The organism is Paenibacillus mesophilus, assembly GCF_005938385.1.
In the GTDB taxonomy this organism is placed as follows: Bacteria; Bacillota; Bacilli; order Paenibacillales; family NBRC-103111; genus Paenibacillus_AB; species Paenibacillus_AB mesophilus.
The window spans coordinates 422,681-445,415 of the sequence record NZ_VCRA01000004.1; the positions used below are offsets into that span (position 1 = coordinate 422,681).

Annotated in this window: 17 protein-coding genes, 1 tRNA gene and 1 riboswitch; of the genes, 11 read left to right on the forward strand and 7 right to left on the reverse strand. The window is 55.3% G+C overall.

Annotated elements, in window-relative coordinates; translation table 11 throughout:
• Window positions 1–187 precede the first annotated feature (187 nt).
• Window positions 188–484, reverse strand: coding sequence for a hypothetical protein (locus tag FE783_RS09510; protein ID WP_138879098.1), 297 nt, complete (start codon window positions 482–484; stop codon window positions 188–190).
• Window positions 485–872: 388 nt separating this feature from the next.
• Window positions 873–945: transfer RNA gene (locus tag FE783_RS09515), tRNA-Thr, on the reverse strand.
• Between the two features lie 217 nt (window positions 946–1,162).
• On the opposite strand from FE783_RS09515, the gene FE783_RS09520 reads away from it, so the two are divergent.
• The 7 genes from FE783_RS09520 to FE783_RS09550 all read left to right on the forward strand — a co-directional run bounded on the left by FE783_RS09520 (window position 1,163) and on the right by FE783_RS09550 (window position 10,978).
• Window positions 1,163–3,457 carry a helix-turn-helix domain-containing protein gene (locus FE783_RS09520; protein WP_158301698.1) on the forward strand — a complete coding sequence of 765 codons (2,295 nt, stop codon included), beginning with the start codon at window positions 1,163–1,165 and terminating at the stop codon, window positions 3,455–3,457.
• Between the two features lie 243 nt (window positions 3,458–3,700).
• Window positions 3,701–4,660 carry an ABC transporter permease gene (locus FE783_RS09525; RefSeq protein ID WP_138879100.1) on the forward strand — a complete coding sequence of 320 codons (960 nt, stop codon included), beginning with the start codon at window positions 3,701–3,703 and terminating at the stop codon, window positions 4,658–4,660.
• A 19-nt stretch (window positions 4,661–4,679) separates the two neighbouring features.
• Complete coding sequence (locus tag FE783_RS09530) at window positions 4,680–5,552, forward strand: carbohydrate ABC transporter permease (RefSeq protein ID WP_138879101.1); 873 nt, start codon at window positions 4,680–4,682, stop codon at window positions 5,550–5,552.
• 272 nt (window positions 5,553–5,824) lie between these two features.
• Window positions 5,825–7,396, forward strand: coding sequence for an extracellular solute-binding protein (locus FE783_RS09535; protein ID WP_138879102.1), 1,572 nt, complete (start codon window positions 5,825–5,827; stop codon window positions 7,394–7,396).
• Between the two features lie 123 nt (window positions 7,397–7,519).
• Window positions 7,520–9,250, forward strand: a complete 1,731-nt coding sequence (locus FE783_RS09540) for a hypothetical protein (RefSeq protein WP_138879103.1) — start codon at window positions 7,520–7,522, stop codon at window positions 9,248–9,250.
• An 83-nt stretch (window positions 9,251–9,333) separates the two neighbouring features.
• Complete coding sequence (locus tag FE783_RS09545; RefSeq protein WP_238402958.1) at window positions 9,334–9,918, forward strand: DNA-3-methyladenine glycosylase I; 585 nt, start codon at window positions 9,334–9,336, stop codon at window positions 9,916–9,918.
• A gap of 72 nt (window positions 9,919–9,990) precedes the next feature.
• A riboswitch (cyclic di-AMP (ydaO/yuaA leader) is annotated at window positions 9,991–10,153 on the forward strand.
• A gap of 9 nt (window positions 10,154–10,162) precedes the next feature.
• Window positions 10,163–10,978: a 3D domain-containing protein gene (locus tag FE783_RS09550; protein ID WP_238402959.1), complete on the forward strand. Its 816-nt coding sequence runs from the start codon at window positions 10,163–10,165 to the stop codon at window positions 10,976–10,978.
• Between the two features lie 32 nt (window positions 10,979–11,010).
• Here the strand turns inward: FE783_RS09550 and FE783_RS09555 are convergent, their stop codons facing one another.
• Window positions 11,011–12,048, reverse strand: coding sequence for a polysaccharide deacetylase family protein (locus FE783_RS09555; RefSeq protein ID WP_238402960.1), 1,038 nt, complete (start codon window positions 12,046–12,048; stop codon window positions 11,011–11,013).
• 264 nt (window positions 12,049–12,312) lie between these two features.
• On the opposite strand from FE783_RS09555, the gene FE783_RS09560 reads away from it, so the two are divergent.
• The gene (locus FE783_RS09560; RefSeq protein ID WP_158301699.1) at window positions 12,313–14,382 is read left to right on the forward strand and encodes an ATP-binding protein; all 2,070 of its coding nucleotides are present in this window, start codon (window positions 12,313–12,315) and stop codon (window positions 14,380–14,382) included.
• Window positions 14,357–15,058, forward strand: a complete 702-nt coding sequence (locus FE783_RS09565; RefSeq protein WP_138879105.1) for a response regulator transcription factor — start codon at window positions 14,357–14,359, stop codon at window positions 15,056–15,058. Before FE783_RS09560 ends, FE783_RS09565 begins: the two co-directional genes overlap by 26 nt.
• A gap of 232 nt (window positions 15,059–15,290) precedes the next feature.
• On the opposite strand, the gene FE783_RS37445 is transcribed toward FE783_RS09565, so the two are convergent.
• Window positions 15,291–15,452 carry a hypothetical protein gene (locus FE783_RS37445; protein WP_158301700.1) on the reverse strand — a complete coding sequence of 54 codons (162 nt, stop codon included), beginning with the start codon at window positions 15,450–15,452 and terminating at the stop codon, window positions 15,291–15,293.
• 148 nt (window positions 15,453–15,600) lie between these two features.
• Between FE783_RS37445 and FE783_RS09570 the strand changes: the two genes are divergently transcribed.
• On the forward strand, window positions 15,601–16,386 hold the full coding sequence (locus FE783_RS09570; RefSeq protein ID WP_138879106.1) for a peptidylprolyl isomerase: 786 nt from the start codon (window positions 15,601–15,603) through the stop codon (window positions 16,384–16,386).
• Entirely contained in the window at window positions 16,374–19,448 is a 3,075-nt protein-coding gene (locus FE783_RS09575; RefSeq protein ID WP_158301701.1) for a peptidase domain-containing ABC transporter, read from the forward strand. The genes FE783_RS09570 and FE783_RS09575 overlap by 13 nt, the downstream gene beginning before the upstream one ends.
• 118 nt (window positions 19,449–19,566) lie before the next feature.
• On the opposite strand, the gene FE783_RS09580 is transcribed toward FE783_RS09575, so the two are convergent.
• The 3 genes from FE783_RS09580 to FE783_RS09590 form a co-directional block, all read right to left on the reverse strand.
• Window positions 19,567–19,995, reverse strand: coding sequence for an Rrf2 family transcriptional regulator (locus FE783_RS09580; protein WP_138879108.1), 429 nt, complete (start codon window positions 19,993–19,995; stop codon window positions 19,567–19,569).
• 98 nt (window positions 19,996–20,093) lie between these two features.
• Window positions 20,094–20,609 (reverse strand): acyl-CoA thioesterase, encoded by a 516-nt coding sequence (locus FE783_RS09585; RefSeq protein ID WP_138879109.1) that lies wholly within the window; start codon window positions 20,607–20,609, stop codon window positions 20,094–20,096.
• Window positions 20,610–20,713: 104 nt separating this feature from the next.
• Window positions 20,714–22,723, reverse strand: a complete 2,010-nt coding sequence (locus FE783_RS09590; protein WP_138879110.1) for a chemotaxis protein CheA — start codon at window positions 22,721–22,723, stop codon at window positions 20,714–20,716.
• Window positions 22,724–22,735: the final 12 nt, after the last annotated feature.

The following is a 22,735-nucleotide window of genomic DNA, read 5'->3' on the forward strand; positions in this document are numbered from 1 at the left end:
CTACCACTATATGGGGCGACCGCCGTTTTTATGCCGGACAACCGGGAACGAAGTCGCATCTGATTTTGTCGAAGCATCGGATTGGCCAGAGCCGCGTCAAAAGTCGAGGGCGGGGGTGTTCCGGAAACGAAATAGCGGTGAGAAGGCGCGTTTCGGTTCTGTTCCTAAATATTGCAAGACACCAATCCTACTCTTCCTTTCTCTTTTTGAGAAAATCAAAGTAGTTTGGACTGAAAATCAATCCGAGTACATAGCTTCCAATAGCTACAGCAGGTATTAATATAGCATCTCTAGGATTAAGTCCTCCCCGAATAAAAAAGTCATCCAAATAAAAATTTGAAATGATAAATACGATAACTAGTCCTATTATTGGAAGACTTCTTTTCAAAGGCAACAACTCCTCCAAGTTAAACTCAGGGCATACACCAATTCGTTGATAACCACCAGTAATCTCGAAATGTTCCTTTTGTGAGAGCTTGTCCAAGATAAGCCCCATTCGTTAAGCAAAAAAGACCTTGAATAAGATTAGCTTCGTAGACTTTAAAGCTTACGGATTGATCGGGATTTGAAATTTCATGAAATAGAGTAGCAACACCAACTGCAACAATTCCAGAAAAAGTAGCATTATAAGTAGCAGAAACCCCAAATCTTGCTAGGACTAAACTTGTGCAGTTGCAGAGGCTGCCATCGTTTTTAATATCAGCTGTATATTCAGTAATAAAATACCATATAAGCAAATAAAGACTATAGGTTATATTTCCCTATATCTTCGACATATACCTAGGTTTGCAAAATGTTTGCTATTTAGTCGGAGTAATAAAAAACGCACCCCCTCGATCTCGAGAAGGCGCGTTGTTACCCTGGTTAGGTGATGCTGATGAAGGGATTCGAACCCCCGACCTACGCATTACGAATGCGTTGCTCTACCAGCTGAGCTACATCAGCACATTGGATGTTGTTTCGCACTTAATCTATATTACTGATTTTTCGTGAAAAGTCAACAAGGAAAATTATAGAATGTGACCGGATTCGACAAGCCCGTTCCGAAAATCCATATGATGTTGGGTTGGCTCCATATCCGTTATCGTATATGATAGGAATAAACCGCTTTCATACATCGGACCATCGAGTCGCACACATAGTATAAAGGATGGTGGCTGATATGTTCGGGCATCTCCCCCTCTTGGGCAAACTTCCGTTTCAAAAAAAGCTGCTTCTGTCTTCTCTTCTTCTCAGCGTGCTTCCGGTTCTGCTGCTGGGCAGCGCGGCTTCTTTCGTCGCTTCCACCAGCATCCAGGAAGAAGTGAACGCGAAGCACGAAGCGACGTTGCGCCAAATCGAGCTGCAGGTCGATTCCCTGCTGAAGCGCATCGACTACATGTCCATCCAGATCGCCGGCGATCTGACGATCGAGAAATCGGTCCGCCTCGGCATCTCCATGGACGACCGGGAAACGTTGGAAACGACGCTCGATATGGTGGACACGATCCGCAAGTACCGCACCTTATCCGACATTCCTTTCAACGCTTATCTTGTCTATAGCAAATTCGATTTGGTGTACTCCAACAAAGACGGACTGCTGCAAAAGCAAAATTTCCGTTACTACGATGCGCTGCGTCAATATGAGCCGAAGTTTACCGGCTCCTTGTTTCTCCCGTCCAATACGTACCCGAATCAGTCGGATTTCCTGATCGTACGGCCGATCGGCAACTCTTCGACGGTGGACGGCGTACTGTTTCTGGAGGCGGAGCCAACCCGGCTCTACGAGCTGCTGCAGTCGGTGGAAATGAGCGGCAGCAGCCAGCTGGTGGCCGTGGATCGAACCGGCCGCATCGTGCTGAGCCGTCAGCCGCAAGAAATCGGCACGACCTTGCCCGCGCCTTTCGCCAAGAGACTGGCGCAGACGGAGCCCGTTTCGCCTACCGATGCGGTCGCTTACGGCGAGGAACGATACCACGTTTCCGTTCAGCGCTCCGGCTATAACGATTGGACGTACGTGATCATCGCCCCGCAGGGCGGATTGACGGCCAAAGCCGATCTGATCCGGCAGGTAACCTGGCTCATGGCGGGCTGTCTCGCGCTCATATGGGGATTGATCGCGCTGCTCGCTTCCAATCGGCTGTACAACCCGATCCGCGCTCTGCTGCAGAAGCTGCCGAGCCGGGCGAAGCCTTCCCAGGACGGCCTCCAGCAGCTTGACGCCTTCATGCAGCAGGTGATGGATACGAACCGCCGGCTGGACAACGAGCTTCGCGAGCAGGCCCCGCAGCTGCGCGAGAATACGCTGATCAAGCTGCTGCACGGCGAATGGAACGATGCCGAGTTTGCGATTAAGCTGCAGCAGTACGAATTGCCCCTGCGGGGGCATGCTTTCGGCGTATGCGTGTTCGAGGTCGACGCCTTCATGGAGTTCCGGACCAGCTACATGGGCAAGGACCGCTCTCTGATGATGTATGCGCTCACCAAGCTCGTGACGGAAATGGCCGGCGCCGGCCCGTTCAGCTCGGTTACCGTCTCCCCTTCGCTCGGTCAGGTCGCTCTCATTATCGGTACGGACAATCCGGACGCCGCCTTCGCGAGCCAGGTGGAGCAATTGTGCGGCCGGGTCCGGCATAAGGCTAAAGAGCTGTTTCGCTTTACGTTGACCGCCGGCGTCAGCCGGGTCCGCCCCGCATACCGGGGCATTCATGAAAGCTACATGGAAGCGATCGACCTGCTCAGCTTCCGGCTGCTGCTCGGCAACGACTTGACGATCAGCCATCAGGCGATCGAATCGCTCGATACGGTCAAGCAGTCGGCGCGGGACTTGATCAAGCGGCAGAAGACGATCGTCAAACGGATCGCCGAAGGCGATATGGAAGCCGTGTACGCCGAGTTCGACGAGATGGTCCGGGAAATTCCGCACCAATTGACCGGCTTCAAGCCCGTTACCGGCATTTTCACGAATCTCGTCGGCGAAATCGACCACCTGCTCGAGCAGCTCGGCTTCGAGCTGCAGCCGATGTTCCCGTATAACGTCTATGCCCGCGTCAACGAAGCCGAATCGCTCGATCAGTTGAAAGACTGGTTCAAGCAGCAGTTTTTCCCGGCTTTCCGCAGCCATTTCGAAAAGCTGACCGTGCCGAGCCAGACGAAAATCGTGCAGCAGGTAGTGGAATATATCGCTAACGGCGCCGAGGGCGAGCCTTCCTTGCAAGAGGCCGCTTCCCGCTTCGGTCTTTCCCCTTCCCAGCTCAGCCGGATGTTCAAGGAGGAAATGAACGTCAACTTTATCGACTACTGCATCGAGGCGCGGATGTCGCGGGCGAAGGAATGGCTCGTCCATTCCGATATGCCGATCAAACAAATCGCCGACCGGCTCCGCTACACGACGACGCAAAACTTCTCGCGCGCCTTCAAGCAGACGACCGGAATGTCTCCCGGCCAATACCGCGATTCCGTCCGACATCAGCCGTAACCAATCCGAAGGTTCAATGCCCAGCCCCGCTCCCAGCGGGGCTTTTTGCTGTCAAGCCGCATCCTTACGGGAAAAACCGCGGAATACGGACATGGCTCATGTTTTGCAATCCGGTATCATCTTTTGTTCAAGGTGTGGTAAAAATAGAGCGTTTACATGACAATTCCCGATTCACTATGATGGGGACATCAACCAAGACATCCGATTAAACCGGTCGTACCGGAAAGGGGGATTACAACGAATATGAGAACGATTACAACTCCGGCGGCCCCGGTCCCCGGACAGAAAGCCGGTGCATGGGAACGAGTGCGCAAGAAGCTCTGGAAAAGCCGGGCGATGTACTTGTTCGCTTTGCCCGGTACGCTCTACTTCCTCATCTACAAGTATGTGCCGCTGCTCGGCTCGGTCATCGCGTTTCAGGACTACAGCCCGTTTCAAGGCTTTCTGCACAGCGATTGGGTCGGCTTCGCCCATTTCCGGAGCATCTTCGACAATGCCGAAGTGGTGCAGGTGCTAATCAATACGCTTACGCTGTCGTTTCTGCAGATCGCCTTCGCGTTCCCGGTCCCTATCGTGCTCGCGCTTATGCTGAACGAAGCCCGGCAAGAATGGTTCAAGCGGCTCATCCAATCGCTTGTATATTTGCCTCACTTCTTGTCCTGGGTCGTCGTCATCGGGCTTGTCACCATCTTCCTGCGCAGCGACGGAGTCGTCAACAGCCTGATGGCCGATCTGTTCGGAGCCGAACCGGTGTTATTTTTGCAGCAGCCGTATTTGTTCAAGCCGCTCATCGTGCTGGAGGTCATCTGGAAGGAATCCGGCTGGAGCACGATCGTCTTTCTCGCCGCGCTATCCGGCGTCAATCCGGAGCTGTACGAGGCTGCGGTCGTCGACGGGGCGAACCGGTGGCGCCGCATCTGGAGCATTACGCTGCCGGCTATTCGCAGCACGATCGTCATTCTGCTTATATTGCGCCTCGGCACCGTGCTGGACAACGGCTTCGAGCAAATTTTCCTGATGCTCAATCCGTATGTGAAGGAGGTCGGCGAAGTGCTCGACACCTACGTGTACTATAAAGGGGTTTTGCAATCGGACTTCAGCTTCGCCACCGCCGTCGGACTGTTCAAGTCGGTCGTCGGGCTGATCCTCGTAGTAGCCGCCAACAAGCTGGCCAAACGGTTCGGCGACGAAGGAATTTACTAAAGGAGGTGCGAACCGGCAAATGAATCATCGTACTTGGCTGGACCGGATGGCCGACTGGCTGAACGTGATCGTCTTGACCGTAATCGCCGCGGCGATGGTCGTGCCGTTCCTGTACATTTTCTCGGTATCGTTCTCATCTATGGAGGAATACTTGCGCAAAGACTTTATTTTGTGGCCGGATCATTGGGTGACGGACGCGTACCGTTACATTTTGTCCAATGATAAGTTCATCAAATCGGTGCTTGTCACGATTTTCATTACAGTGCTCGGCACGACGCTGAATTTGGCCTTCACCTCGACGATGGCCTACGCGCTGTCGAAGCCGTTCTACGGCCAGAAGCTGTTCCTATTCATGGTACTGTTCACCTTTCTGTTCAGTGCCGGCATCATTCCGACATACTTGATCGTCAAGGCGACGGGACTGCTCAATTCGGTGTGGGCGCTCATCATCCCCGTTCTGATCAGCCCGTGGAATTTGATCGTATTCACCCAATTTTTCAAAAGCATTCCGGAGGAGCTGAACGAAGCGGCTTTGATCGACGGCGCCGGCCCTTTCACCGTGTTCGCCCGAGTCGTTCTGCCGCTTTCCAAACCCGCTCTCGCTACCTTCGGACTGTTCTACGCAGTCATGCACTGGAACTCGTACTTTACCGGCATGCTGTATTTGAGCAATCCGAAGCTGTGGACGATTCAGCTGCTGCTAAGGCAAATCGTCGTCGTCAACGACACATCCTCGCTGTCGGCCGAGCAATTCGTCAATATACAGCCTCCGCCGGCGGAAACGATCCAGATGGCCGCCATCTTGCTGGCGACATTGCCGATCTTGATCGTGTACCCGTTCCTGCAGAAGCATTTCGCCAAGGGGGTGATGATCGGTTCGGTGAAGGGCTGAAGCATCGCGTACCAGACCTAAATTCCGGTGAATAACTCCGCTACGGGTCTGAAATATGCTTCCGATCGCCGTTGTTTCCAGATTTCTTTATCCAGTGAAACCATAATCGGTGAAAATCCGGAAACAAATGCGACCGCTGACGCTTCTACAGCATCATTTCAGACCCTCCGCTAAGTTTATCACCGGGCCGTTCTCGCCGCTCGCGTATGACAAGAGGGGTTTATCGCAAGTCGAGTGTACGGAGGTATAATCATTTTTTCGGAGGTGTTCCCATGAAAGGAAAAACATTGGTCAGCCTGACTACAGCAGCCGTATTGACCGCAGCCTTGGCCGCCTGCTCTGGCGGAGGCAAGACGGCAACCGGCACGGGCGATACGAACGCACCCAAGGGGAATAAAGTGTACGACATCGGCTTCCTGAACTTCGCCTACACCATTTTCCCCGATCCGAACGGAAAAGGCGTCGAAGCGATCAAGCAGAAGTTCGGCGCCAATATCAAAGCGCAATTCGTGCTGCAATCCGACTATCAAGAGAAGCTGAACGTCATCATGGCTTCGGGTGACATGCCGGACGTCGTAGCGATCAAGGATTTGGACGCGAACTACTACAAATGGGCGAAACAGGGCGCATTCCTTCCGCTCGACGACTATATCGAGAAATACGCGACGTTCAAGGGCGTGCCGAAATCGATCTACGACCAATTCCGCGTCAACGGCAAAATTTACAGCATTCCGATGTATGCTCCGACCTACACGTTCTCGGGGACGATCCGCCAAGATTGGCTCGATAACCTCGGATTGAAAATGCCGACCAACTACAAAGAGCTGCTCGACGTCGCCATCGCCTTTACGAAGAACGACCCGGATAAGAACGGCAAAAACGACACGTACGGCTTCGCCCTCGGCCAAGACGTCAACCCCACTCCAACGATGGGCGCTTATTGGTCGGGCGCTTGGTATCATAAGGACAAAGACGGCAATTACATGCCCGGACTGATCGGACCGGGACGCAAAGAATCGATCGAAACGCTTGCCACAGCCTACAAGGAAGGCGCCGTCACGAAAGATTTCGCGGTACTGAACTGGGCTCAGACGAACAAGGAGTTCTACTCGGGCAAAGCCGGCATCTTCATCGGCACGCCGAGCGGGATGGTCGAAGACTATTACACCGGCCTGCTGAAGATCGACCCGAAGGCGAAAGTCGTGCCGATTCCGTTCTTCAAAGCTCCGGACGGCTCGCAAGGCAATTTGAAAGGCCGCGGCTTCTTCGGGTTGACGACGCTGTCCGCCAAGCTGAAGAACGATCCGGATAAAGTCAAGAAAATATTGGAGATTCTCGATTACGGCCGTCAGTTTCTCCCTCTCGACCAGCGTACGCCGCAAAACCAACAGTTCGACTGGATTATGGGCGGTAACGGCGTTGGCTACGAGATGATCGCCGGCAAAGCCGTACCGAAGGCCGGTCAGGAATCCAGCACGCCGATCCAATATATGCTGCAGCGTCACGAGTTTTGGAAGCCGTGGGCGCCGAGCGACGATGCGAACCAATTCTCCAAAGCTTCGTACAATTCGCCGGAAATGCAGGCGTTCATCGCCTCGATCGAGCAGATGGAGAAAACATACAACAAAAACCCTTACGACGATCCGGTCAACCTCGTATACTCGGAAACGCGAGCGTCCAAAGGGTCCGAGCTGGATAAATATTTGCTCGGCGAGCAAACGAAGATGATATCCGGCCAGCGCCCGATCTCCGACTGGGATAAAATGATCGAGGAATGGAAAAGCCGCGGAGGCGCGCAGCTGATGAAGGAAGTAAACGACGGCATCAAAGCCGCCAAAAAATAAGCCGCACGTTTTACCCATATTTAAACGACATGCCGCCTGCCGGCGCTGCGAGGTTCGACGGACCGAGCGGCGCCGTTTGGCCGTTGCCTTGGGCGGCAATCCGAGAGGAGACGCTGTTGTTTCATGAAAAGTGCCGAATCGTTCTCCGCAACCGCGGCTTTCATGCGCGAAGCGCTGCGCCGCTACGTCCCTGTAATCCGGAGCTGGACTACGCCGGATGGACAGCTTCCGGACCCCTACGAAACCGTCTACAGCGAAAACTACGCTCCAGCCAACGCCGCCGCCGTATTGGCCAGTGTATGCCGTTCCGAACGTACCGAGGAAGCCGCCGGGCTGCTGGAAGTCATGTTGGCCCGAACCGTGGAGCTGCTCGGAGACAAACCGGGGGTAACCCCGTTCTGTCGAGTGTTTTTGTACCATTACGGCTTGATGGCGCTGCTGCTCGCCCCCGAACAAGACCGCTCCCGTCTTATCCGGCGGTTCGGCCCGGCGCTCGCCTCGTATGAGGACGACTGCGTCGTCGTCAATACGAACTGCGCCGCCTTGCAATGGGCCATGGAGCTGTTCGCCGACGCGCTGGGCTTAAGGCCCGCGAGCCGCGATCTGCTGGAGCATCGTCTGGCTTTCATCGCCAAAGCGCAGCTCGAATCCGGCTTCATTAACGATGAAGTAACGGAGGAGCATAACCATGACGGCATGCCGATCGCTTATCATGCTTTTACGCTGTTTCTACTTATGAGCGCTATGGCTGTAATCGACAATTGGCCGGACCGGTACGATGCGTACAGGCGCGATGCGGAACGGATCATTCGGCAAGGAATGAGCTGGCTGCGGCATACGGTCACGCCGGACGGGGCGTTCGCGATGGTCGAGCGGAGCGGCTACCAGATGTTTACTTGGGGAGCCCTCGTTTCGCTGCTAGCCTATACGGCACCCGACGGCGAATATGGCGCTAGCGTCGCCGACGCTTTTCGCAATTGGCTGCCCTATATCCGCGAAGACGGGACGTACGGCTGCACGCCCAACCATCTGCCGCATACGCTTAGGGTCGGCTTCGAAACCTATACCCATCTCAACATGTACAACCTGCTCGGCTTGACCGGTATCGCGGTTGCCGAGCGCGTGTTGGAACGGCAGCTTCGTTTGCCCGAGTCGGAACAAAGGGAGTCTGTCTCCCAGGATGCTTTCGTCGATGCCGGCAGCGGGTATGCGTTTTATCGGAACGGAACTCATTTCTTCGGCTGCACGATGCGGATGCACAACCGGAAATATGCGCCGGCCATGCAGGGCTTTCATTTCCGTCTGGACGGGTATCCCCTGCCGATTGCCGAGCCCCGCCTCCCCGGCTTGCATGAAACAGCCGAACGCCATATACGGGACGGCGTATGGGAAGGCTATGTCGTAACCGATGAGGCGGGGGTATCCCATTTCCCGAATACGATGGAAAATATAGAACTGACGCCCGCTTCGGACGGCTTGGCCATGGTGTTCGAGAACGAGCTGCTTCGCTGCGACAAAACGATTGCCGTCACCGGCTGCGGAATAACGTGGAGCTACGTCCTGAAGGCGAAGAAGCCGCTCCGTTCGTGCCGCCATTTCATCCCGCTCGTCGTTTATGACGGACGGAATACTTTGCAAATAGGCACCGGAGGGGACGGCAAATTGCTGCTGCAATACGCCGGCAAATCGTATACGCTCGAATGCGGCGAAGCGGTGGCGCTGGACATGGATTTGAGCCGTTCGCTTCTGTCCGTCAGCGGAGTATCCGCCCAAGTTAGAGCCGTAATAGCCGGTCCGCTCGGAGCCGGACAGACCGTTAGTTGGACTACGGTGCTTCGGCCGATTCAACCGTAACTTGCCACCAGAGCCCGTAAACGTTTATTCCGCCTCCGGACATGGTATACTGGACGAAACCTCAATAAGGAGGCGGGATTAACGTGACCGATTTATTGACGCGCTGCGGCTGGGTGAATGACGATCCGCTCTATATCGAGTATCACGACCGGGAATGGGGAGTTCCCGTACACGACGATCACGCCTTGTTCGAGCGGCTCGTGCTCGAAGGAGCTCAGGCCGGACTGAGCTGGTATACGATTTTGCGCAAAAGAGAACATTACAGGGAGGCGTTCGACCGGTTCGATCCGGCGAAGGTCGCCAAGTATGACGAGAATAAAATCGAGGAATTGATGGCAAATTCCGGAATCGTTCGCAATCGGCTGAAGATCAATTCCGCCATTCGCAATGCCAATGCTTTCCTGCGGGTCCAAGAGCAATTCGGCAGCTTCGACGAATACATATGGCGGTTTGTGGGCGGCAATCCGATCCGCAACAGCTGGCAGAAGCTAAGCGATGTACCTGCGACGACGCCTATATCGGAAGCGATGAGCAAAGACTTGAAGAAACGGGGATTCACGTTCGTAGGCCCGACAATTTGCTATGCGATGATGCAGGCGACGGGAATGGTTCAGGACCATTTGACGAGCTGTTTTTGTCACGGGGAAACGGCCGTTTCCAGAAATTGAGGGTTTTCTCCTCATGGATAGGTATGATAGCCTTCTACAAGAAGCCGAAACTTCGGTGCATGGGTGATGCTGGTAATTCGGACGGCAGCTCTATCTAAGAGTGCGGGGGATTTTCTTATACGGTGCACGGCCATTGTGCCATCCCGTTCGGGGTGAATCGCGCGTTCAAGCGCGTAGGGTTGTATCCTCAATCCGAATCCGACAACTAACCTCGTAGGCGAACAAAAAGGAGTGAAACTTAAACTTGAATTTTGCAAACTGGAAGCGCGGACTGCTTATCGGCAGTCTTGCCCTATTTGTATTGTCCGGCTCGTCCATCGTCTCGGCCATGGGTCGTGCGGCGGATCCGGTAGATCTTCAGCCGCTGCTTGCCCCGCTTTCTTTCCAAAGCGAGTATTTGGCAAAGTGGAAATCCGAGTTTTCCGCGTTACAAACCATCCCATTGCAGCCTGCATTTTACGATGAAGACTTCTTCCCGGCTCCGGGATCGGTAATTGGTGAAATCTTGCCTGTAGTTCCTTTATTGGCGGCGGCTGCGGCAGCCGTACCGCAAGTGACGCCGGCCGCAGCTGAAGTGCAGCAGCCCGTGGCCAAGCCAAAATCCGAAAGCAAGCCGAAGGCAGCCGCAACACCACCCAAAGCCATCAAAACCGCACCGGCTCCGGCTCAAGCTCAAGCCAAAGCGAAGCCTGCCGAGAAGCAGGGTGCTATTACAACGGTAACAGGGGCTACGATTACTCCGAAAAAAACGATTGCCGCCGTAGCGTCGGCGTATACGGGAAGCGCCGAGGAGAACGGAGGCTACGCCGGGAAAGATTATTTCGGCAATCCGCTTAAAGTCGGAACGATTGCCGTCGATCCCGATATCATCCCGCTCGGTTCGACCGTCTATGTGACCGGCTACAGCTATGACGGACTGCCTGTCGGGGGAATGATGGCCAAAGCGGTCGACATCGGCGGAGCTATCAACGGAAACCGTATCGACATATACGTACCGGGATCGAGAGAGAAAGCCAAAACGTTTGGCTACCAGAACGTTACTCTGCATGTCGTCGACTGAAGTCGGCGGCTTTTTCATTTATTCTCGCGTAACTATTTGCTTTTGGGCAGATGCAGCAGCTCGGAAACAGTAACCAGCCCGTATCCTTGCTCCCGCAGCTTGGCGATAATGCCTGGTAATGCCTTGACCGTTCCGCTCAAATCCTGGCTGTCTCCTCCCGCAGAATGCTGCAGTACGATCGCCCCGGCCTTCGTATGTCCCAAAATGTTTCCCGACACTTGGTGCTCGCCCAAGCTTTTCCAATCCTGCGAATCAACGTTCCAATTCACGATTACATAGCCTCGACTATTCGCCCACTGCAGCTGCTCTTCATCGATTTCGCCATAAGGAGGGCGCACCAGCTTCGGCCGATAGCCGATCAGCCTGTTCAGCACTTCTTCGGTTTGCTCGACTTCCTGGGCGAATTGATCGACCGTTATTTTCGTAAACAGCGGGTGACGGTAAGAATGATTGCCTACTACATGACCTTCCCGGATCATGCGCTTCACGATGGCGGGATGCGCCTCCGCCTTTTTCCCGAGCACGAAAAAAGTCGCCTTCACTCCGTGCGCCTTCAATATATCCAGCACCTGCGGAGTAAAACGTTCATCCGGACCGTCGTCGAACGTAAGCGCGATGCTGCGCTCCCGCGATGCTCCGCTTACCCGGAGCACATCCGGATATTTCGCTCGCAGCTGCGGCAGCGTCAGCTTCTTGCCCGCTGTCGTTTGCGACTTCTGAACGGTAACGGACGGCGCTTTGGCTTGCGCGGGCCGTTTTCCTTTCGGCTGCTCCGGCTTCGGGGACGGCTGAGGCGCCGAGACGATGACTTCGGGCGCGGATGGCGTCTCGACGGCCGACTGCCGATGTGCCGCGGGAACGGACACCGTCTCGGACATTTTGCGTTCCCGCTCCGCCATTTGGGCCAGCAGCTCCGGACGATCTTCCGAGAGAGTCGCGATTTGCCTTAGCTGTTCGGTCGATGCGGAATGCTGCGGCATCCCGGAATGCTCGGCCGCTTCCCGGTTTCCGTTCGAGCATCCTGACGCAAGCATCATACAGCCCAGCACGAGAACGGTCATTCGTTTCATGGACATCCCCTCCCGTTTTACGAGTTAGTATGCTTGCTCGGGCAGGAATTATCCGTTGGGCATTTTCGGCATTCCGGTTCGGATTTCGCTTGAAATCCGCCTTTCATTCCCAGATAATACTCCTAGTGCAGTCTCACAAGGATAGCGCTTCCTGTTTCGATGCACAGTTTGGGGAGTGACATGATGAAATTTGCTGTTTGCCTGCTGATGTTCTTTATTGTTTTGTGCAGCACACCTTCACCGGCACGGGCAACATTACTCGCTATGAATGCAGTGCATGAACAGCGGGACTTGCAGCGCTGGCAACCGCGTGAAGACGGGATCGTTTCCTTGAACGGACCTTGGGAGTTTTATTGGAACCGATTGCTCGGGCCAGACGATTTCACAGACGGCTCGCCGCGGGACGCCTTCACCGTTTCCATCCCGGCCCAATGGAACTCCTACACGATCGGCGAACAAACATTATCCAACGAAGGGTACGCCACCTACCGGATGATATTCGCGTTATCCGGCGAGGCCGCGGCTCAGCCGCTCGGCATCTACTTCAACAATGTGGCCTCTGCTTACCGGTTCTGGATCAACGGCGAGCTCATGAACGGCAACGGCACCGTCGGTACCGACGTCACGAGCATGATTCCAAGAAGCTACCCGAAACTATATTTCTTTGTGCCGAGAGCGGGCGACAACGAAATTGTAGTTCAGGTTTCCAACTTTGCGCAGCGCACAGGAGGCATTTGGGAAAGCGTCGATATGGGGGATGCGGATCAGGTCGCAACGCTTTATCGAAACCGGGTCATGATTTGGACTTTTATTGCGGGAAGCTTGCTGCTCATGGCGGTCTTCTCCGTCTTCCTTTACTTGTTCCGCAAGAAAGAGCTCGCCGCACTATGGTTCGGCCTTATATGTCTAGCCATCTGCATAAGGTCTTCCCTGCTGGGAGAATCGTTCGCCTATGTACTGTTCCCGGGATTGTCGTGGGAATGGGGAGTCAAGCTGGAGTATATTTCGGAAATTGTCACGATTCTCGGCGTCGCCGCATTTGTGAATAAGCAGTATCCGCAGGATGCCATTCCGCGTGTTTTCCCGGTATTCGGCGCCGCCTTGGCCGGCTTTGGCGCGTTTGTGCTGTTGACGCCCGCCAAGGTGTATACGCAATACATGGTGCCGTACATCCTCTTGCTGCTGCTGCCTGTCTTTCTATACGTCATGTTCGCCTACATTCGCGCCGCTCTTCGCGGAAGAACGGGATCGCGGACCAATATTATCGGCTTTCTCGGCTTCTTCGCCTCGGTCATTCATGAAATCTTATACTATACCGGCTTCGTTTCATTCGGAGGACTTCTCTACTTCGGGCTGCTGTTTTTTCTGATAACCCAGCTGCTGAATTTATCGTTGATGTTCACGAGGGCCGTAACCCGGTCGGAATCGCTGTCCATCGAACTGAACCAAGTAATCGAATCGCAAGAGGAGACGATTCGGCAGCGAACCTCCTCCCTGCAACAATTGAATAGAAAGCTGGAGGAAGGAAATCGGGAGCTCGGCCGAATCGAAAATGTGCGCAGCACGTTGCTGGCGGAAGCTTATCACGACTTGTCGACCCCGATCACCGCCATCAAAGGCTTCTCCAAAGCTATGATGACCGCTGTCATCCCGGAGGAGGAAGCGCCGGTATACGCCAAGCGAATCTACGAACGGAGTGTGCTGTTGGAGAAGCTGATCGACAGCGTCGTCGAGTTGATCCAGTTGAAAACGGGCGAGATCCGGTTCGAATTTGCGGTAGTGCCGCTTCTGCCCTTCCTGCGCCAGTTGAGTCATAGATACGAAGCCGAGGCAAGCGACCGCCGGATCGCCTTGAGATGGGAAGAACCGGTTCTCCCGCTGCCGCCCTCCGGCGAGATCACGGTCTCGATGGACCCGTTCCGGTTCGAGCGGGTTTTTGCCAACCTGGTTTCCAACGCGGTGAAATATACACCCGCTGACGGCGTCATTCGCATATGGATGGAGTTCCGACCAAACGCCGGCACCGATGACGGATGTGTTGTCATCCATGTAACCGACTCCGGCATCGGCATTCCGGAGTCCGAGCTGATGCACATTTTCAAGCGCCGATACCGGAGTCCGGGGATACAGCAAGCCAAGTCCGGCAGCGGCCTCGGGCTCGCGATCTGCACGGAAATCATTGCGCGCCACCGGGGGGAAATCGGCGTAAGCAGCAAAATAGGCGAAGGAAGCGATTTTTTCATTACGCTTCCCGCGAATGTGCGCGATGCCGAGTCCGGCAACGCCCGTATGGCCGAAGGAGGAGAATATGGACGCGAGCATTCTGTTGATTGAGGACGATCCCGACATTTGCGAGCTTGTCGCCATCTATTTGCGGCGGGAAGGATTTCGTGTCGATATGGCGGCTAGTGCGGAGCAAGGATTGAACCTATTTCACCGCTCGACTTATGATCTACTGATCTCGGACATTATGCTGCCCGGTATGGACGGCATGCATCTGGTGCCCCTCGTGCGCAGCCGCTCCGATATTCCGATTATTTTCATGACCAGCAAGAAGACGCCGCAAGATATCGTGGCCGGATTACACGTTGGCGGGGACGATTATATAACGAAGCCCTTCGAGCCGGAGGTGCTCGTAGCGCGCGTAAAGGCGGGGCTTCGGCGCTATCGCGCGGCAAGCCGGGAGGCGGTAACAAGCCGCGCAAGCGTTTGGAAGGATCAGTGGCTTGCCATTGACAAGGAGAAGCTTGAGGTGTTTGTGAACAACAAACCGATCGACCTGCCGGCCAAAGAGCTGCAGCTTCTGCTCCATCTCCTGGAGCACCCCAAGCAAGTGTTCAACGTCGGCCAGCTTTACGAAACCATTTGGAGCCTGAACGGGACGAGCGACGACCGGACGGTCATGGTCCATATTCACAACCTTCGCAAAAAAATCGAAAAAGACCCGGCCAATCCCCGATATATCGTCACGGTCCGCGGCTTCGGCTATAAATTCGCCGGAGGGAAGTAAGATCCCCACAAAGTGAAGTCCAGCTTCGAAGTTTATTCCGGGTACTTTGCGGGGAGGCCCGAAACAATTACCCCACAAAGTGAAGTCTTGCTTCGGAGTTTATTCCGGGTACTTTGCGGGGAGCCCCGAAACAATTCCCCCACAAAGTGAAGTGTTGCTTCGGAGTGCCCCGAAACCGTCAAGAAGCCCCGGGCATCATACGGCTCGGGGCTTCTTGACGGTTTTTACGGCTTTACGGCCGAATGGTCACCTTTTTAATAATGGGTTTGGTGCCCGTTTTCAAATCTCCGCCTTGTACGTCTTTCAACTGCTCTTCTGACATCTCCTGAGTCAAGTCTTTCAGCTCGACGGTCTTTTCCTCGTGCAGTTGCTTTTCATTTTTCTTCTCGGCCAATTCCAAAACCTCCCTCTATAAAGTGGAACCAGCTTATCACATTCAGTTTAAGTTCCGTTTAAGTCGCAACAAATAAATCAATCGCAAAAAGGCCGCTTCCCGTGCTAGAATACATACGTTACTTAACGGAACGCGAGGAGTGAAATCCTTGGATACGGCAAACTTAAGCGCACTCCGCATCAATCGGAAGACGTTGACCTTGAAGCAGCTGCTTCAACGTCTGCGGGTGGACGCCCCCCTGGCGGCGATCGGCCGCTGCAAGGAAGATCTGACGGTCGAATGCTGGGCCGAGACGCTCGGGCTTGCTGCGGACAGAAACGAGCTGCAGGCGGCAATAACCCGGTTCCGCCGCGAGAAAGGACTGTTCACCGCCGCTCAAACCAACGAATGGCTCGCAAGCCGCGGAATGGCGCTTGATGAGCTCGTCGCGATGTTGAGCCCGCAGGTGCTGCGCGGAGCGTTGGCCTCTCATGTTATTGCCGACGAAGAAATCCGGCTGCATTTTCTGGAAACCGCACAGCAGTACGACCGCGCCGAAATCTCGATCATCGTAACGGCCGAGTACGGAGCGGCTCAGGAATTGCGGTTTCGGATGGAGGAGGGCTCCGATTTTCATTCGCTGGCACGGCAATACTCGTCGGATGCGGCGACAGCCAAATCGGGAGGATATGTCGGCCTCGTAGGCCGAAACGATCTGGAGCCGGAAACGGCGGCGGCTGTATTCAACTCGGCTTCGGGAACGATTCTCGGTCCGTTCGAGCGGAAACGCGAATACAGCCTGATTCGGGTGGAGGAGCTGTATCCGGCCGAACTAAACGAGACCGTCGAAGCTAACATCCGGGAACAGCTGTTCCGATACAAGCTGGAAGCGTATCAACGCACGCTCGAAATTCACGAAGATATATGGAGCTTAGGAGAGGAATGGAGCTTGTGAACGGAAGCGGCATAATGGCTTTGGACCGAATTCCGCTGTTTGATGTATTTACTTCCGAAGAGAAGCTGCTGCTGGCCGGGCAATTTCAGCAGGCGACGTTTGCCATGGGGCAAACGATAGTCGACCGGGACGGCTCGGCCGATTCCTTCTACATCATATTGACCGGTCAAGCCAGGAAAATAGGAGTCAACGCGGCCGGCAAGGAAACGAATCTCGGCTTGCTGCAGCCGGGAGAGCATTTCGGGGAGCATAGCCTGCTCGACGACACGGCGGTTCCGCCCTATATCATCCGCGCCTCCACCGATGTGGAAGTGTTGAAGATCAGCCGCCGCCATATCAAAGACATGGTTGTCCAGCATCCGGCTATTTATAAATATTTCCACGATTACATTTCCTCGGATATTATCCGCTCGTTTCTAAAGAACAATACCGTGCTTACCCATGTCGATCATGCGGCGCTTCGTTCGCTGCTTGACCGGCTGGAGGTTCGCAACTTCGAGCCCGGTGACTGCCTCGTTCGCGAAGGAGACGCCGGCGACGCCTTTTACATCGTGAAAACCGGCTCCGCGCTTGTAGAGAAAGGCGCGGAAGCCGCGGTCGTCAACCGGCTGTATCCGGGGGATTTCTTTGGAGAACTGGCGCTGTTGACGGGAGAAGCGCGCAAGGCGACCATCCGGGCCGCCGAGCCGGTGACCGTCTTTCGACTCGCGAAGACCGATTTCGACGAGCTGATCCAGAAGTATCCGGTCATTCTGGAATCGATCCGCCGCATCTCCGCCCACTATACCGCCAAAGCGATGGTTATGGTCGAAGCGCCGGAGCAGGCAGAGGCCGCGGGGCTCCCTGACGCGGCGGATACGGCAGCCGCTTCCGAACCGTCCGCCAGGCTTGCCGCCAAGCCGTGGGAGCGGTGGAGCTGGCGCCGCAAATACCCTGTACTCATGCAGCAGAATGAGATGGATTGCGGGCCGACGTGCCTGACGATGATTGCCCGTTATTACGGTCTGAACGCCAGCGTGAACCGGATGCGCGAGCGCTGCAACGTAGGTGCGGAAGGTACATCGATGCTCGGACTGATCGAAACTCTCGAATCGCTCGGTTTCGAAGCCAAAGGTTTGAAGACGACACCCCCGCTCCTGCATGAGCTGCCCACTCCGTTCATCGCTCATTGGAACGGCAACCATTACATTGTCGTCTATGAAGTCGGCGAGCGTAGTCTCGTTATAGCCGATCCGGCACTCGGGTATATCGACACCATACCGCTCGATTCGTTCGGCAGCCATTGGACCGGTTATGCGATTGCGCTGCAGCCGGCCGGCCCGCTCGCTCCTTTAGACGATAAAGAGCTTTTATGGAAACGTTATCTCGATTATTTCCGTTCTCACAAGAAGCTGCTCGTGTCCGCATTGGGACTATCCGTAACGATCGAGCTCGTTTTTCTCATCTTCCCGGTGATGACTCAGCAAATTTTCGACCGCGTTTTGAACAGCACGGATTGGTCGCTTCTTCATCTTCTTGTGGTTTCCATGCTTGCGCTCGTTTGCTTCAATACGGTCGGCATCGCCGTTCGCCAAACGATCATCGGCCGGCTGGCCTATGAGATCGATCATAAGATGCTGGACCATTTCTATCGGCAGCTGTTTCGCCTTCCTTATTCCTACTTTACGAAACGAACGTCGGGAGACATTCTGACCCGGGTGCACGAGAACGAGAAAATCCGCAGATTGATGACCGACCACGCCATCGAGCTGCTGCTCGATCTGTTGACCCTACTCGTATATGGAGGATTGATGGCGTATTATCATCCGGGTCTGGCTGCCGTCTCGTTCGGACTCATGCCGCTGTATGTCGGCCTATATGCGTACCTCTTGCCGAAAATGCGCCGCAACCTGCGCAAGCAGCTCATCGCCGAAGGAGAATCCCAGACGCAGATTGTGGAAGCCGTGAATGCGATCGCTGCCGTCAAAGGGTTGTCCATGGAACGGACAATCCGAGGCAAGCTGATGAACAAATTGAGCCGGCTGCTCGCGCTGCGGCTAGCGGGCAACCGGCTGGAAGCGACAGCCAAAGCTGCCTCGACGGGTTTGCGCTCCTTAAGCAACGTGGCACTGCTCTATTTCGGTTCAAGGTACGTCCTGGCCGGGGAGCTGAGTGTGGGCGAGCTCGTTGCCTTTACCGTGCTGTTCACCTCCTTTATGTTTGCGGTGGAGATGATATCGCAACGAGGCGGCGAGTTGTCTGAGGCGCGGATTTCCATGGAACGGCTAAACGATGTATACGAGTCGACGCCGGAGCATCCTCAGCCGGACAAAATGCGGATGCTGCCCGCGATCCAAGGCCATATCCGGTTTGAAAACGTCTCGTTCCAGTACTATCGCGGCGGGAAGATGATTCTGCAAAATCTCGATCTGGAGCTGAAGCCCGGACAAACGGTGGCGCTTGTTGGGCGGAGCGGGTCGGGGAAATCGACGATCGCCAATTTGCTGTTGAAGCTATTGGAGCCGTCCGGTGGAGAAATTTATGTCGACGGTTACCCGCTGCGCGAGGTGCATGCCGCCTCGATCCGCAAGCAGGTCGGCGTCGTGCAGCAGGATACGCTGCTGTTCCGCGGCTCGGTGCGGGAAAATATCGCCTTGAGCGGCGAGCCTATCCCCTTCGAGGAAGTAGAGCGCGCGGCGAAGCTGGCCGGGGCGCATGAGTTCATCGAGGCACTTCCGCTCGGCTATGATACAATGATCGGCGAAGGCGGCATCCGGCTATCGGGCGGTCAGCGCCAGCGGATCGTCATTGCGCGCGCACTGATCAACAATCCGCGCATTCTCCTATTCGATGAAGCGACAAGCGCTCTCGATACGGAGTCGGAGCGGATCATCCAGCAAAACATGGGGGAGATGCTGCAGGGCCGGACGACGCTCGTTATCGCTCACCGGTTGAGCACGATTCGCCATGCGGATTTGATTGTCGTGCTCGATCAGGGCGCGATTGCCGAAAGCGGCTCGCACGAGAGGCTTATTCAGCAGAAAGGCATTTACTATCACCTGCTCCAGCAGCAGTCCGTGTAACGGACGGTATCCGATGCATCGATCGTGTCAAACCTTTAGCGGGAGCGGGAGCATGTTTAATCCATTTAAACGTTATCGGCGCTAATCCCGGCTTCTTAAGTTCCGGATTAGCGATCAATTACGTACCCCGCTGCAATATATCGTGAATGACCCTATCCAGCGTAACACCGGCCAATTCGTTTTCCATCGCCGTCTGGGCTTGATTGAAGCTCTTCTCCAGCGCGTATTGAATGTTCTTCCCTACGGTGCAGTCCGGGTTCGGTTTGTCGTGCACCGCAAACAGCGGGTCCGCCTCGTCATCCCGTACGGCTCTATACACGTCGTACAGCGTGATTTCCCCAATAGGGCGGGCAAGCGTCGCTCCGGCAACGCCCGGGCTCGTGCGGACGAGTCCGGCTTTACTGAGCATGCCCGTAATCCGCCGTACGACGACCGGATTCGTATTGACGCTGCCGGCAATATATTCGGACGTATTACGGCCTTCCTTGTTAATCTCGAGCAAGGACAAAATATGGACTCCCACTGCAAAACGGCTGTTGATGGCCATTTCCGTTCGCCTCCGATCGCTGCAGGTTCTGTAACAATTCTAGTTACACACCTCTCTTTTGTCAACCCGCTTCACACAGGCCGCATACGTCCGAACGGCTATTCCCAAGAATAACTCGTCGTCAAAAAATCGGCGAATTTCTTGCTCTCCTCCCGGCGGTGACGCCGCATATCCGCACGCCCGACCGCCGTCTGGTGCAGCTGGATCTCTTCCTCCGTTTCCGGCACGACCTGCGGCACGGGCACCGGCCTCTTATCGTCCCCAAGCGCGACGAACGTGAGGAAGGAAGTTGCCGCAATATGCCTCTCCCCGCTCAGCATATCCTCGGTAATGACTTTCACGAACACTTCCATCGAGCTTCGCCCCGTATAAGTGACGAACGATTCGAGACAAACCGATGCGGTCATCGGAATCGGGGACAAAAAATCGACGGAGTCCGTCGAAGCGGTTACGGCGGATCTACGGCAATGCTTGGCCGCCGAGATGGACGCTATATCGTCGATATAGGCCATCAATTTGCCGCCGAATAACGTATTGTAGTTGTTGACGTCCGTCGGGAACACCCGGAACGTCTTATAGCAGCGGGATTCTTTCACGAACCGTTTCTCCACCATCGACTTCACTCCTTCCTGTTCTGCAAGTTACTCTTATAGGATACCAAGAAAAGAAGGAAAAATCCGAACTTTGTGAAGTCCGGATTCGGGGATAACCGACTCTATTATACGACCCGCTTCTTCCCCTTCAGCTTGACGAAATAAGCCGCTTCCAGGATGAGCGCGACGCGGCCGTTGCCCAATATAGTCGCTCCGGCTACATGATCCAGCTTGCCGAGCAGGGGAGGAAGCGTCTTGATGACGATTTCCTGATTGCCGAGCGTTTCGTCGACCGCGAGCGCCACTTTTTTATCGAGCGACCCGATAATGACGACCGGCACGTATTTGCCGAGAGACTCGGCTGTCGGGTATCCCAACGTTTCGCGCAAGGATGCGAGCGGGATGACCTGATCGCGGATCAGGATGACATTGTCGCCCTGCACCGTCTGGATCTGTTCGCGGGGGATGCGCACAATCTCCGACACGTTGTTCATCGGAATTACATATTCGCGTTCGCATACTTTCACCATCAAGCCCGTAATAATGGCGAGCGTCAGAGGGAGCCGGATCGTGAAGCACGTTCCTTCGTCGGCGGCGGTCCGGATCGAGATGAGTCCGTTCAGCCGTTCGATCTGATTCCGGACAATATCCATCCCTACTCCGCGGCCGGATATTTCGCTGACCGCCGACGCGGTGGAGAAGCCCGGCTGAAAAATAAGGTGCACCGCCTCCTGCTCGGTCAATCTTCCGGCCTGCTCTTCGGTGATGAGCCCTTTGCGAACGGCGGACTGCTTGATGATGTCCGGACGAATTCCGCCGCCATCGTCTTCTACCGTAATGACAACCTGATTGTCTTCGTGGTACGAATTCAACCTTACCCTGCCCCGCTCCGGCTTCCCTTTGCTTCTGCGGACTTCGGGAGGCTCGATGCCGTGATCGAGCGCATTGCGGATCAGATGGATGAGCGGATCGCCGATTTCCTCGATCAAAGTCCGGTCCAGCTCCGTCTCCGTCCCGTCAAGAACGAGCTCGATCTCTTTGCCCAGCTTGCGCGACACGTCGCGGACCATTCGCGGGAACCGGTTGAACATATGCTCGATCGGCAGCATCCGCGCCTTCATGACGCTCTCCTGGAGTTCCCCGACGATACGCGCCATATGGTCCGATACGTCGCTCAACCGCTCCGTAAATTCTTCGTTCGGAAACCGCTGGGATACGGTGCGCTTCAGCTCCGCCAGCGACGTTTGGTCGATGAGAAGCTCTCCTACCAAATTCATCAGCTGCTCCAACCGCTCGACGCTTACCCGGATCGTCTGCGCCCCCTGCTTGTGCCGCTCTTCCGGAACAACGGGTAATTCCTTAGAAGGCTCGTGTGCAACATCGATCGGTGAATCGACCCACGAATCCGTCAGCTTATATTCGACCGCCTGCACCTCGTGCACATCGGTTTCCAAGCCGATCTCGCGTTTCACTCGGCTTGCCTCCAAACGGCTTCCGACGAGCAGACGAATCGTTCCGTACTCGGCCTCCTCGCAGCGCGCCTCCGTCGGCAGAGGCGGTTCGCTCATCACGATCGGGCCGATCGCGGAAACGATTTTATCTGCGATCAGGTAGAAGCGCGCCCCTTTCATTTGGCAATCTTCGGCCAACCGGATCTGCACGGCCAGCAGCCTCGCGCCGGACTTCGATAGCTCCGCCGCCCGCTCCAGTTGTTCCCGCGATAGCTCGGGCAGGACGACCCGCGCCGGCGATTCATCCTTCTCTTGCACGAAGCAGCGCAATGCAGCCAGCATGCCGTTGATGTCGGCATACGGACCGCCCTTCGCGTATTGGTCGCGCAGCCGCTTCAACAAGTCCAGCGCCTGGAACAGCAGCTCGATCAGCGCAGAATCGACTTCCAGCCGATGTCCCCGGACCAAGTCGAGCAAATGCTCCATCTCGTGGGTGAGCAGCTTCATCTCTCCGAATTCCATCGCCGCCGACGAGCCCTTGATTGTATGGGCTGCCCGGAAGATCGACTGGACGAGCGGATCGGTTACCTGCTGTTCGAGCGCCAGCAAATCCTGTTCGATGCGCTCCAGCTGGTCGGCCAACTCTTCCATAAAAGCTTCGCGATAGACTGACATGTCGTTCATAGCAGCAAACCC